The organism is Halobaculum halobium, from assembly GCF_030127145.1.
In the GTDB taxonomy this organism is placed as follows: domain Archaea; phylum Halobacteriota; class Halobacteria; order Halobacteriales; family Haloferacaceae; genus Halobaculum; species Halobaculum halobium.
In genome coordinates this window covers 2,003,177-2,015,487 of the sequence record NZ_CP126158.1, presented here as the reverse complement: position 1 = coordinate 2,015,487, position 12,311 = coordinate 2,003,177, and the positions used below count along the sequence as shown (strand labels likewise).

The 12,311-nt window shown below is 60.3% G+C and carries 13 protein-coding genes; 2 read left to right on the top strand and 11 right to left on the bottom strand.

The genetic code is table 11. The features are described from left to right. Positions 1 to 90 precede the first annotated feature (90 nt). Together P0Y41_RS10525 and P0Y41_RS10520 are read left to right on the top strand one after the other, a co-directional pair. Positions 91 to 2,385, top strand: coding sequence for an STT3 domain-containing protein (locus P0Y41_RS10525; RefSeq protein ID WP_284061299.1), 2,295 nt, complete (start codon positions 91 to 93; stop codon positions 2,383 to 2,385). 56 nt (positions 2,386 to 2,441) lie between these two features. Then, entirely contained in the window at positions 2,442 to 2,786 is a 345-nt protein-coding gene (locus P0Y41_RS10520; RefSeq protein WP_284061298.1) for a VanZ family protein, read from the top strand. 229 nt (positions 2,787 to 3,015) lie between these two features. On the opposite strand, the gene P0Y41_RS10515 is transcribed toward P0Y41_RS10520, so the two are convergent. The 11 genes from P0Y41_RS10515 to P0Y41_RS10465 all read right to left on the bottom strand — a co-directional run bounded on the left by P0Y41_RS10515 (position 3,016) and on the right by P0Y41_RS10465 (position 12,168). Further along, on the bottom strand, positions 3,016 to 3,624 hold the full coding sequence (locus P0Y41_RS10515) for a flagellin (protein WP_284061297.1): 609 nt from the start codon (positions 3,622 to 3,624) through the stop codon (positions 3,016 to 3,018). 111 nt (positions 3,625 to 3,735) lie between these two features. Beyond that, positions 3,736 to 4,548: an undecaprenyl-diphosphate phosphatase gene (locus P0Y41_RS10510; protein WP_284061296.1), complete on the bottom strand. Its 813-nt coding sequence runs from the start codon at positions 4,546 to 4,548 to the stop codon at positions 3,736 to 3,738. Between the two features lie 54 nt (positions 4,549 to 4,602). Next, the gene (locus P0Y41_RS10505) at positions 4,603 to 4,731 is read right to left on the bottom strand and encodes a hypothetical protein (RefSeq protein ID WP_284061295.1); all 129 of its coding nucleotides are present in this window, start codon (positions 4,729 to 4,731) and stop codon (positions 4,603 to 4,605) included. 81 nt (positions 4,732 to 4,812) lie between these two features. Beyond that, positions 4,813 to 6,132, bottom strand: a complete 1,320-nt coding sequence (locus P0Y41_RS10500; protein ID WP_284061294.1) for a hypothetical protein — start codon at positions 6,130 to 6,132, stop codon at positions 4,813 to 4,815. Continuing rightward, entirely contained in the window at positions 6,125 to 6,859 is a 735-nt protein-coding gene (locus P0Y41_RS10495; protein ID WP_284061293.1) for a hypothetical protein, read from the bottom strand. Before P0Y41_RS10495 ends, P0Y41_RS10500 begins: the two co-directional genes overlap by 8 nt. Before the next feature lie 30 nt (positions 6,860 to 6,889). Beyond that, a complete protein-coding gene (locus P0Y41_RS10490; protein WP_284061292.1) occupies positions 6,890 to 8,080 on the bottom strand; it encodes an AI-2E family transporter in 1,191 nt (396 codons plus the stop codon). A gap of 124 nt (positions 8,081 to 8,204) precedes the next feature. Further along, a complete protein-coding gene (locus tag P0Y41_RS10485) occupies positions 8,205 to 8,813 on the bottom strand; it encodes a flagellin (RefSeq protein WP_284061291.1) in 609 nt (202 codons plus the stop codon). A 279-nt stretch (positions 8,814 to 9,092) separates the two neighbouring features. Next, the gene (locus tag P0Y41_RS10480) at positions 9,093 to 9,704 is read right to left on the bottom strand and encodes a flagellin (protein ID WP_284061290.1); all 612 of its coding nucleotides are present in this window, start codon (positions 9,702 to 9,704) and stop codon (positions 9,093 to 9,095) included. Between the two features lie 2 nt (positions 9,705 to 9,706). Next, positions 9,707 to 10,312: a flagellin gene (locus P0Y41_RS10475; RefSeq protein WP_284061289.1), complete on the bottom strand. Its 606-nt coding sequence runs from the start codon at positions 10,310 to 10,312 to the stop codon at positions 9,707 to 9,709. A 236-nt stretch (positions 10,313 to 10,548) separates the two neighbouring features. Continuing rightward, positions 10,549 to 11,160 (bottom strand): flagellin, encoded by a 612-nt coding sequence (locus P0Y41_RS10470; RefSeq protein WP_284063401.1) that lies wholly within the window; start codon positions 11,158 to 11,160, stop codon positions 10,549 to 10,551. A gap of 255 nt (positions 11,161 to 11,415) precedes the next feature. After that, on the bottom strand, positions 11,416 to 12,168 hold the full coding sequence (locus tag P0Y41_RS10465) for a VOC family protein (RefSeq protein WP_284061288.1): 753 nt from the start codon (positions 12,166 to 12,168) through the stop codon (positions 11,416 to 11,418). Positions 12,169 to 12,311: the final 143 nt, after the last annotated feature.

Genomic DNA, 12,311 nt, shown 5'->3' with positions numbered 1-12,311 from the left:
ACTCAAAACAGGTTCGGTCACCGGTCCCGTGGCGTACTCGCACGTACTGGAGACGACGGCTTCTTTACCCGAGTGACACAGACTGGCGCTATGGTAACCGCTCGCGACATCAGGGACCTCCTGGACGAGCGGCCTGATCTCGAACCCGCAATCACCGCCGTCCTCGAACCCAACGACCCCTGGACGTTCGAAGACGTTGACGTCGACTCGGGTGCCTTCGGCGAATTAGTCTCACGCGGCGTCGTCACGAAGACCGACGACGGCTACGTCGTCGCGGATCGCGAGGCCACACGACAGGCACTCACTGGTGAGGTCTCCGAACAGGCCGACAGCCACACCGCAGAATTCGACCTCTCGCTTCCCTCCCTCCCGAACACGCGCGTTCTCACAGGACTTGCTGGAGCGTTAGCAGTTGTGGTCCTGCTCCGCATCACGACGTTCTCGACTGTCTTCCAAGGAGAGGTCGTCCTCACTGCGAACGATCCCTACTTCTACCGGTACTGGGTCGAGCGCATGCTCACCAATCCCGACACCACACTCACCACCGTTCCAGGTGGGATCGCAAAGGGTGAGCCGCTCCTCGTTGCCACGCTATGGCTGGTCAGTTCCATCCTTGGTGGGACCAAAGCCGTCACCGGGCAGGTCTTTGCGTGGTATCCCGTCGTCTCTGCGCTCATTACCGGCGTGTTCGTGTACGGCCTGACCGTTGAGGTCACCGACGATCGCCGCATCGGGATCGCAGCCGTCGTGTTCATGGGCACCGTTGCTGGCCACGGCCTTCGCACGAGCCTCGGATTCGCCGACCACCACGCATTCGACTATATTTGGCTGCTGCTCACTGCACTCGGTGCAACAGTGATTGTGCGCGATGCGATCGATGCACGACCACTCACCTCACTGCGAACGGTCGCCGCAATGGCGGCAGTCACTGTCGGCGTCGCCGCACAGACGCTCGCGTGGGACGCCGGCCCGCTCCTCCTCGTTCCGCTCGGTCTCCTCATCGCCGCGGACGCCGTCGTCGCGGTCTACACCGACCGCGACCCGCTGCGAAGCGGCGGACCGCTCATCATCGCGAGTGCGCTTGGAGCGGGGCTCGTCTGGATCGCTCACACCTCCTTCGACTGGCACACGACGCTCGTCGTCATCTCGCCAGCACTCCTAGCGGCCGGCGGCGTCGGGGTCGTCCTCGCCGGCACCCTTACACACCGCTTTGACCTCCCAACGACAGGCCTCGCTGGAGTCACAGTCATCGGCGCAATCGGCGGCACCATCGCATTCACCAGACTCGCACCAGACCTGTGGGCCCGCATAGAGCAGAGCCTCAATTCCCGCCTGTTCCGTACAGACTCGATCGCCGAGACGACAGGGCTGTTCGGTGAATCAGGTGGGTGGCTCCTGCTCATTGGGTTGCTCCTGTTCGTCGGCGTCCCGTACCTCCTGTGGGCGACCTACCGGGTACGCAACGACAGCAAATGGCTGGTCCCCGTCATCTACACGTGGTACTTCCTCGCGCTTGCGGCGGTGCAAATCCGCTTTGTCGGCCAACTCGGGCCGTTCCTCGGCATCTTCGGTGGCCTCGCGTTCGTCCACCTCGCCGAGCGTGTCGATGTCGCCAGACCACCGACTCCCTTCGGTGGCGACCCAGTCCGTGATATCGGCACACCGGATCGACAGACCGTCTTCGCGGTCGGCGCGTTATTCATCCTGCTTGGTGCGTTCGGTGCCGCCCAAGTACCGCTCAAGAGTTCACAAATCGTCCACACCCAAGAACAGTTCCAGACGACGTCGTGGATGAGTGACCACGCAGCAGAACATAACAACGAATATCCACAGAACTACGTGTTCAGCTTCTGGCCGGATAATCGCCACTACAACTACTTCGTGAGTGGCGAGTCCCGATCCTACGGATACGCACGAGCGAACTACGGGTCATTCGTTTCGGCAACTGATGGGGGCGGTTGGTACAATCGCCTCAACAATCGTGCTGGATACGTGGTCGTCACACCCAACGTTGTCGGGAACGACTCTCAACTGGGTACGCGTCTGTACCGCGAGCATGGCTCCGGTGCCAACGGAACAGACGGCCTCGCCCACTACCGACTGCAGTACGTTAGCAGCGACGAGCAGTACAAGGTATTCACACTCGTTCCCGGTGCGGTCATCCGTGGAACTGCAACGCCGAATGCGACTGTGACCGCCGAGACAACTGTCGAGGTCGAGGGCGCATCGTTCACCTACACGAGACAGACGACAGCCAATCCGAACGGCGCATATACACTGCGTGTGGCACAACCCGGGAAGTACAGCGTTCCAAATGGAACAGTCGCTGTTAACGAATCAGTGGTCAACAACGGAACGACAATCACAGAGAATACAGGCTCATGAATCGAATCAGGTTCCCACTCCTCCCGCGGTGGGTCCGGTACCTCGGAGTTGCGAGTGTGCTCGGCGTCATCGGGTACTTTTCGTTATTCACTGCACCACCGTCGGCACCTGCACAGACCCCCTTCTGGGACAAACACCTACACTTCGCTGCATATGCGGGCCTCGCACTCACGCTGGCGTACGCGACCGTTCGATACCGCGACCGCCCGGCTGTTCGTGCGGCCATCGTCATTGGGGGCGCGTTCGCGGTCGGAGCTGGAATCGAACTGATCCAGGGAACGCTCCCGAATCGCTACTTCGGCTGGGGCGATCTGCTTGCGAATATGCTCGGAAGCATCCTCGTCGGGATTTGGTTCTACATTGAGCGCCGCGTGCGCTACGTGCGGATCCAGCGAATCTGAATGCGGACGCACTGAAGTGAGTTCTCTTCCAGACAACCACACATGCTGGTACCTGGTCGATACACTTAGCCCAGGGAGAACACGAATATAGCGTGCTGAGCCCTATCCGGACTCAGTGAACTCAAACATTGGAGCAGTCCTCACGGACCGCTTTTGTGGAGCTAACTATCGGATAGCTCAGAAGCTATTACTGTATTAAAATAGCTGATCGAAAAAGGGTGCAGCGACGTTACAGCTCGACCGCTTCCTTGTTCCCGAGCGCTTCGGGCACACTAAACCGGATACTTGTGGTGGCACCAGCCATCGTGTTGATCTTGATCGTCACTTCATTGCCCTCACCCAGATCGCTGGTGAACGTACTGACATCGAAGACCATCTGAAGTCTATCGTCAGCGTCGTTCAGCACCGGTGCGGAGTTGTCCGTGTCTTTCGTCACCTTGTGACCGAACTCCTTGGTATCCGCCGGCACCACTTCACCGGCGGTGAAGTTCGCACCGTGCGTCAGCTGGTACGTTCCCTTTGGTCCGATCCAGGTGACAGTTGCGTTCTGGAGGTCGATCTCACCAGCACCAGGTGCCTGCGTCACCGTTACGTTCACGAAGTCTACCTTCTCGGGAGAGCCGGTCACGTTCCCGACGGTTGCAACTTCCTGCAGGCGGTTGCTAACTTGCTTACTACTCTGTTGACCCGTTTCTTGCGACTTACTCTGGAGGAAGCCAGCAGTGTTGATGAGGACACCAGCGGCGATCGCTGCTACGAGTACCATCGCGATGAACACGATGAGCGTCCCAATACCAACTTGCCCGCGCTCTTCCTCGTCGGTGATAAACTCGAACATTGTGTTGTTGTCCGCTCCCTCTCCGGAGCTATCTCCCGATATTCCGAAGGAGTACTTACCTCTAACTCCACACTAATCAGAACTAATAATCAGACGACTCCGACAGGAAGATCACACCACTAAGAGCCCACCAGCCATCGCCAACCCCCCCAATCCAACACACACCGCCCAGAAGGAAACGCGCTCAACGATACGAATGAGCACGTCGATTGTGGCATACCCGACGACACACGCTGCCGCAAGCGAAACGAGCGCCGCAGTGGGAGTCACCCCACCCAATCCTGTATCGAGATACGCGAGTAGTCCCCCGCCGACAGCTGCCGGAATCGATAGTACGAACGAGTACCGGAATGAATCGGGCGCGTCATGCCCCCGCAACAGGAGCGTTCCAGTCGTCATCCCCGACCGAGAAATCCCCGGAAGGATAGCGAGTCCTTGTGCGATCCCCACGAGAACAGCGTCAATCGCATCCGGATCGCTCCGCTCATCTACATCCAGCCGTGAAGAGACCCGCTGAAACACGCCGGTCAGCACCAACAGTACGCCAATCGCAACGACCACTGCACCGCCAGTGAGCGCTGGGACGACCTCCTCAAGCGTCGCGTAGGCGGCGATACCCACAACACCCGAGACGAGCGTCCCGATCGCGAGAAACGTGACGACTGCTTGTTCACCCTCAAATGCGCGACCCGGACGCCACCGTGGCAACAACGCAATCAGTCCACGAAGTTCCTCACGGTAGTAGACGGTCGCAGAGAGCGCGGTTCCCAGATGGAGAAACAATGCGAACGCGACAGCTGTCTCGGGTGGGCGACCCAAGGCAGAGAGCGCGATCGTGATATTCCCCTCACTGGAGATAGGGAGCCACTCGAAAATCCCTTGGAGTGCACCGATGACGAGCGCGACGACGAGCGAACGGTCCACACTCAAAGAGAGGACCGTCCGGCTATAATGGCATACTGATTTGCTACTGGAATCTCACGTCGGCTGCGGAGCCCTTATCGTTAGACGAGCCCGGCGCCCGTACACGACGAAGCAGTCGTGACCTGGCGACTCAAACGCCTCTTCGAGCGCCGCAAACTCGTCGACCCGGTCGTAGAAGACCATTATTTGGGTGATTATTATCGCGATACGGACCTCGCTGCACTCCTTAGATACACCCCGAACGGCCTGCCCACGAGATCACAGTCACTCGCGTTCCAGCGCCCGCGCCACCGCGGCGCTGGCGTCGCCGACAGACCGCGCGACCGCCTCGATCCGGACGTAATCGCGCAGCTCCCAGTTCAGCCGCGAGAGCGCGAACTCGTCGTCGGCGTCGAAGTGCGACAGTTCGTCGTCGACGTACCCCAATACAGCCGCGAGGCGATGCGTCTGAAGCCGGTCGAGCCGCGGGTACGCTCCGTCGGCGTGGACCGCGACGAGCGCCTCTCGGGCGCGAGTACGGATCGTGTCGACGTCCTCGACCGACGCGGGGTTGATCGCCTCCCCGGCGTCGATCCGCGCCCGGAGCGTCTCGACGGCGCCGATCGTCGCGAGCGCGTTGTGTGCCTCGACGATCGCCTGCGGGAACGCGCCGGCGTCCCGTGTCTCTCCGATGTCGCCGCGGCGGATGTCGTCGCGGAGGTCGCGCAGCGCCCGCTCGGCGGGCGTCGCTTCCCGGTCGGCTTCGGCAGTGAACACGCCCTCATCGAACCCGGCCGCGGGGCGACGCTCGTCCACGCGGTCGACCAGCGCGTCGGCCGCGGCCGCGAGCGCGTCCCGACGATCCCGAACCCCGTCGCGTTCGCGGAGGCGATCGAGGAGGTGGGCCGCGTCCCGGAGCTCCCCGCGGGCGGACGCCAACCGCTCGTCGGCTTCGGCGACATCGAGCACGGTCGTCGAGTCACGCTCGCGCACTGACAGCACATGGTTCAGGTCTCCGATGCACGCCCGAACGAGCCCCGCGATCGCGGAGTTGACGACGACGGCCTCGATCGTGTCCGTGCCGAGGTACGCCCATCGGCGACGAAACGTGTCGAGTTCGCCGCGAATGACCTCCCCATCTTCCCGTACGTCGGGGATCGTCCGGTCGTCGTCGATCGCCGTCCAACCGCCGACCACGAACCCCATCTCCTGTCGGGCACGGCGGAGGCTGCCGGCGCGTTCCCAGGGTGCCGGCTCCTCGCCCGCCCCGGCGAGCGTCTCGCGAGCGGTCTCCGACTCGTGGTTGAGTTGGTCCCGGATCGCGCCGTTGGGAATCTGCGCGGCGTCGAACGGCGCTGGAACCGACGCCAGCGCCGACTCCAGTTCGCTCGCGACCTCGTCGAGGTACGATCGCCCCATCCCGACCGGGAGTCGGTCGGGGATCGCCGGCGCCTCCTCGTCGAGGACCGCAGAGAGCTGTTCGCCCGTGACTGTCGGCTCGTCGTCGCCGAACGGGAGCCCCGAACAGCCCGCGAGCGACGCGGTGACGGCCGCACCCGCGCCCGCGAGGATCCCACGACGTGTCCGCCCGGTCGACTCACGCATCGTCGCCCTCCGCGGTCGCGTTCGGCGCCGGGACCGCGTCGGCGGTGATCGGTTGCTCGCGCTCGGGCGGATGGCGCCGCTCGCCACACGAGTTCCCGCTCACGCCCGAGCCGTAGCTCGTGATCTGGTCGGTGTCGAGCGCCTCGGGGATGCGGACGAGCCACGCCGTCGAATCGCGGGCGTCGGGCTCGCAGGCGACGTCCGCGTCGCGAAGCACCCGGCCGAACTGCGTATCGATGTCCGTCGCCGACCACGACACGTCGCACAACTGGAGCTCGTAGCAGCGCCGAACGGGAAACCGTTCGAGGAAGATCGTTGCCGAGTCGAACGCCGTTTCCTCGAGGAACGTTCGGGCGGTCTCGACGCCCTCGACGTCGGCAAATTGGAGGCGGTCGACCTGGTCGCCGGACGTGAGGAACGTGGGCCGGCGACGGCGCGGCTCCCCGTTCGTCTCAGTTTGCGTCTCGTCGGGCAGCCACACCAGCGGCCCGTCAATCGTCCCACGGAGGCGCCGGTGCGGGGGCACCGACTCAGGGTCGAACGGTTCGCGTGCAGGCTCGGTCGGCGTCACGCGGTCACCGCTGCTGTCGCTTCCGCTGCAGCCCGCGAGCGCCGCGAGCGCCCCGGCGGCGCCGAGGAGGGTTCGTCGTCGGGTAGGTTTGGAGGGGACCATCGCCCGGAACTGCACGCGAGCGTACCAAGTGTCTTGTTCTTCGGTAGCCCGCATGCCCACCCCGGCGACAGTCGTTCATGGCGGCTACCTGGTCGGGTCGGGATCGACACCGGCACCCTCGTCGACATCTGTGCCGGCACCTTCATCCACGCGAGGTCCCGAATCATCGTCGCGCTCGCGGTCGCCCTCGGCGTCGTCGGACGCCGATAGCGTCGTCTGGGCGTCGTCGGCCCCGAGCAGCCGCGGGAGAGCGGTGTTCGCGAATGTCAGCCCGATCACGAGCACGATCGGTGCGAAGAACAGCCCGTAGAACCCGAGCACGACCGGGCCGAGCGTGTACGCCAGCATCAGCAGGCCGACGTGGGTCTCGTCGCCGCTCAACAGCGGCCGCAACACCAGATCCGGGACCGTGTCGACGACGACGACCGCGACGACGAGAAACGCGAGGACGTACCCGAACTCCCCGATCGACCCGTCGAGCAGCGGCGGGACCGCCATCGCCGCGGTGACGGGGAGGTACACGATCTTCATCCCGACGATCGGAACCAGGCTCGCGACCCCGGTGAGTGCGCCGGCAAGGGCGGGGTACGGCACGCGAACGCCTGCGGGGACGAGCGCGTTGTACGCGCTGAACGTTGCAATCGCGATGAGCGAGATGGCGACGACGTTCAGGAGGTTGCCGAACAGGACCGCCTCTAGTTCGCGGTCGACGGCCTCCAGGTACTCGCGGATGATGGCGTCGTCGTCGAACCGAAGCAACCAGTCGCTGATTCGATCGCCGTCGACGAGGAGGTAGTAGGTGACGATGGTGACGACGAAGAGATTGAGCACGAACTCCGAAACGACCGTCGTGAGGAACGCGGCGTTATCAGTCGCGAACTCGACGAACGGCTCCAGGTCGCCCGAGCGATACGCCTCGTAGATCCCCTGCACGGTGAACTCCGGGATGCGCTCGATCGCGGCGAACCACGCGATGTTCGATGCCGCCGCGCTCACCAACGCGGTGTCGGCGACGAACTGCCGCGCCTCGACGACGAGCAGGACGCCCGCGTAGCTGATGAGCAAGATCAACGGGATCGCCAGCGACGCGAGCACGACCCCCGCCCGCACCCGCGGCGGGAGCCGGAACCGCGCCAGGAACCGGTGATAGCGTCGCGTCGAATAGTAGAGGAACACCGAGACGGTGAACGCCGCGATGAAGCGGTACGCGAGCGCCCCGATGACGACTGCGACCGCGAGCCCGAACAGCGCGACGACGAGGCGCTTCTCGTTCACGTCGTGATTAGGTCAGCACGTTGACTTAATTGATTCGAAACTATGAGATCACGTAGTGACGGTTCAGCGGTCTCTTTCGGTTCTGAATGCGGAGTCCGAAAAGTCGTCCGCAGGAATATTCGAATTATAGTTCGACTGCTTCCTTACCCCCGAGCGATTCGGGCACAGTAAAGCGGATAGTTGTCGTCGCACCGGACATCGTGTTGATCTTGATCGTAACCTCGTCGCCCTCGTTGAGGTTGTTCGGTGCATCCGTGTCACCGAATCCGTTGTCTCTCAGTGGGAATTCGATATTAAATCGATCGTCGGCGTCGTTGAGGACCGTGGTCGAGTCGTCGGTGTTCTTCACCTGGTGGGTGTTGAACTCCCAGCCAGCCTCGCTGGAACTGGAGTGAGTCAGGGTCTCAGTTCCCTGTGGGCCGATCCAGTTGATCGTCGCGTTCGAGAGATCGATCTCGCCGGCACCGGGTGCCTGCGTTACCGTCACGTTGACGCTCTTAACTGTATTATCGGTCGTGTTGACTGTTCCGGTCGTGACGACCTCCTGTAGACGATTACTAACTTGCTTACTACTCTGTTGACCCGTTTCCTGTGACTTACTTTGGAGGAAGCCAGCAGTGTTGATCAGGACACCGGCAGCGATCGCTGCCACCAGCACCATCGCGATGAACACGATGAGCGTCCCAATACCAACCTGCCCGCGCTCTTCCTCATCGGTGATAAACTCGAACATTGTGTTGTGATTGGCTCCCTATCCGGAGCTATCTTATCGGAAAACAAGATGCTATTAGAGCATTCCCCACAGAGAATCAACTTCGATATTCGTGAGAATGTACAGCTATCCGATGGTTGTCACTCAAGTAGGGTTAGAAGAGTGGTGGGAGAACCACCACTGTTCGAATTCATGGGCCGAGCAGGCCCAAATGGGCCTATACACAACTCGCATATAACATCTTCTACCCAAGCTGTGGGCTCATGCTATTCCGCAGCAAAAATCAATTGCTCCGATGGCCTACAACTCGACGCCTTGGCTTTGCCCAAGCGACTCGGGCACAGTGAAGCGGATCGTCGTCGTCGCTCCTGCCATCGTATTGATCTTGATTGTCACTTCATCACCCTCGTGGAGGAAGTTCGGCTGTTCGCTTGTATCGGAGAGATCAAAGTCAATGGTGAATCGATCGTCAGGATCGTTCAACACTGTACTTGTGGAGTCTCCGTCAGCGTTCTTGATTATCGATGTACCGAACTTACTGTCGACATTCCCTGACGCATCTTCATGGATGAGAGTGAACGTCCCTTCTGGACCGATCCAGGTTATCGTCGTATTCTGGAGATCGATCTCACCTGCACCAGGAGATTGTGTCACTGTCACATTTACGGCACCAATGACGTCTTCGCCACCGTTCTGTGTGACATTACCGACAGTTGTGACCTCCTGCAGGCGGTCGCTGACCTGTTTGGTCGACTGTTGACCTGTTTCCTGTGACTTACTTTGGAGGAAGCCAGCGGTGTTGATGAGAACGCCAGCCGCGATCGCAGCCACGAGCACCATCGCGATGAACACGATGAGCGTCCCGATACCAACCTGCCCACGCTCTTCCTCATCTGTAATGAACTCGAACATTGTTACAGTTCCACAGCGTCCTTCTTACCGAGCGACTCAGGCACGGTAAAGCGGATAGTCGTAGTCGCACCCGCCATGGTGTTGATCTTGATCGTCACAGACTGACCTTCCTGCAGTAGTCCCGGTCCGTTACTAATCCCAGTCGATGTACTAAGATTGAAATTAATATTGAACCGGTCGTCAGCATCATTCAGGACAGTGCTATCCGTAGTACCGTCGCTATTTTTCACTGCAGTTGTTGTGAAGACCCAGTCAGTTTGACCTGCGCTCTTGTGCGTAAGCGTTTCAGTCCCCGAAGGACCGATCCAATTGATCGTCGCATTGGACAAATCAATCTCGCCGGCGCCCGGAGCCTGTGTGACTGTCACGTTAACATCAGTGACACCATTGTCACTCACTTGTCCAACAGTCACAACCTCTTGCAGTCGGTTGCTGACCTGTTTGGTTGACTGTTGACCCGTTTCTTGTGATTTGCTTTGGAGGAAGCCGGCAGTGTTGATCAGGACACCGGCAGCGATCGCTGCCACCAGCACCATCGCAATGAACACGATGAGCGTCCCAATACCAACCTGCCCGCGCTCTTCCTCATCTGTGATGAACTCAAACATGCTTGATTGACCACGCGGTCGTTGCGGGTCAATTGGGGATTGTGTAGAACTACTACTATAACGCACTGCAGAAAATATCTTACTTGATATTCACAGATAGAGGTTACGTACCGAAACAGTAGAGCGTGAAAGCGCTTCAGACTGAATATCGGGGACCAATTGAAACCAACCCTTCGTGAACCGTAAGACCCGCTCAGGTTGGTTCCAATCGTCCCCAAAATGATGATTTCGTGGCGTTACAGCTCGACGGCTTCCTTGTTCCCAAGCGACTCGGGAACAGTGAAGCGGATACTCGTTGTCGCGCCGGCCATCGTGTTGATCTTGATCGTGACCTCCGAGCCCTCGGTGAGATCATTTGCAAACGTGTCTACGTCGAACACGAGGTTGAGGCGGTCGTCCGGATCGTTCAGGACATTCGAGCTACCGTCAGAATCCTTGACAGGCTGGTAGCCGAACTCCTTCCCCTGAAGGCCAGAACCCAGCTTATCGAATGTCCCAGTACTGTTCGCGATTAATTGGTACGTCCCGCTGGGACCGATCCAGGTGACGGTCGCGTTATGGACGTCAATCTCACCAGCTCCGGGGGCCTGGGTAACTGTGACGTTCACGATACTGACTTTCTCGGGAGAGCCGGTCACCTTCCCGACGGTTGCAACCTCTTGCACACGGTCGCTAACTTGCTTACTACTCTGTTGACCCGTTTCTTGCGACTTACTCTGGAGGAAGCCAGCAGTGTTGATCAGGACGCCAGCGGCGATCGCTGCTACGAGTACCATCGCGATGAACACGATGAGCGTCCCAATACCAACCTGCCCGCGCTTTTCCTCGTCGGTGATAAACTCAAACATTGTGTTGTTGTACGCTCTCTTTCCGGAGCTATCTCCCGATATTCTGAAGGTGTACTTACCTGTAACCCTGTACAAATCAGATATGATAACCATATTTACTCCTATAAAGGGTTAGATACGACGGGAGCAAGGTGATCAAAATTCAAGGGTACGTCCTTAAAAGTACGTCACAGCAGAGCCAGATCCGAGGGGCTAGGTTCGCCAATCACGTACTATCAATCATATTTCGATTCCTGTATTAAAGATGTTGTCGGCTTACCGCTCTAACAACTCAATCTCATGTCCGTCTGAGTCCGTCGTGAACGCATAGCTGTACCCACACGACTCCGGATCACGATACTCAGCCGACTCCCGCATCAGCACCGTCTCCCAGTCTTCCTCTAGGTCATCCACGCGAACACACAGGTGCCCCCACGCGTCGCCCATCGTGTACTCGCGGCCGTCGTAGTTGTACGTCAGCTCCACAGCCATCGCCTCCTCGGCGGCGTCCTCGGGCTTCATGAAGTAGTTCGCGAACGTGTCGGCCTCCCAGCGGCCGGTGTGTTCGTACTCGAAGGTGCGCGTCCAGTAGCCGAGCGCCTCGGTGGCGTCCTCGACGCGGATCATCGTGTGGTCGATCGACCAGCGGGCGCCGTGGTCGCGCTCGACGATCTCGATCTCGTGACCGTCGGGGTCCTTGACGAACGCGTAGCCGGGGTTCTCCTCGGGCGGGCGGTAGTCCTCGACGCCCTCGTCCATCAGCTCGTAGTACGCCTCCTCCACGTCCTCGACGCGGACGGCGATGTGGCCCCACGCGTCGCCCATCTCGTAGGTGTGGTCGCCGTGGTTGTAGGTGAGCTCCAGCAGCGCGCCGTCCTCGTGCACGTCCTCGGGCCCGAGGTAGTAGTTCGTGAAGTCGCCGCCTTCCATCTCGCCTTTGATCTCGTAATCGAGGTGCTCGGTGTACCAGTCGAGGGACTCCTCCTCGTCCTCGATCCGCATCATCACGTGGTCGAGTGTATACGCCATACACGATACACCGGCCGCGCGCTCGAAAAGCATACCGGACGGGGAATCCGAATCGGGCGTTCGAATCGATCGAATCAGATCGGAGCGGAACGACACGATCCCGTCGGGCGATTCGGGAACGGTCGGCGGTGCGAGCCCGGTAA

Coding starts and splice junctions, on each gene's coding strand:
- P0Y41_RS10525 (WP_284061299.1), top strand. CDS start 91: ATGGTAACCGCTCGCGACATCAGGGACCTCCTGGACGAGCGGCCTGAT.
- P0Y41_RS10515 (WP_284061297.1), bottom strand. CDS start 3,624: ATGTTCGAGTTTATCACCGACGAGGAAGAGCGCGGGCAAGTTGGTATT.
- P0Y41_RS10505 (WP_284061295.1), bottom strand. CDS start 4,731: ATGGTCTTCTACGACCGGGTCGACGAGTTTGCGGCGCTCGAAGAGGCG.
- P0Y41_RS10500 (WP_284061294.1), bottom strand. CDS start 6,132: ATGCGTGAGTCGACCGGGCGGACACGTCGTGGGATCCTCGCGGGCGCG.
- P0Y41_RS10495 (WP_284061293.1), bottom strand. CDS start 6,859: ATGCGGGCTACCGAAGAACAAGACACTTGGTACGCTCGCGTGCAGTTC.
- P0Y41_RS10485 (WP_284061291.1), bottom strand. CDS start 8,813: ATGTTCGAGTTTATCACCGATGAGGAAGAGCGCGGGCAGGTTGGTATT.
- P0Y41_RS10480 (WP_284061290.1), bottom strand. CDS start 9,704: ATGTTCGAGTTCATTACAGATGAGGAAGAGCGTGGGCAGGTTGGTATC.
- P0Y41_RS10475 (WP_284061289.1), bottom strand. CDS start 10,312: ATGTTTGAGTTCATCACAGATGAGGAAGAGCGCGGGCAGGTTGGTATT.
- P0Y41_RS10470 (WP_284063401.1), bottom strand. CDS start 11,160: ATGTTTGAGTTTATCACCGACGAGGAAAAGCGCGGGCAGGTTGGTATT.
- P0Y41_RS10465 (WP_284061288.1), bottom strand. CDS start 12,168: ATGGCGTATACACTCGACCACGTGATGATGCGGATCGAGGACGAGGAG.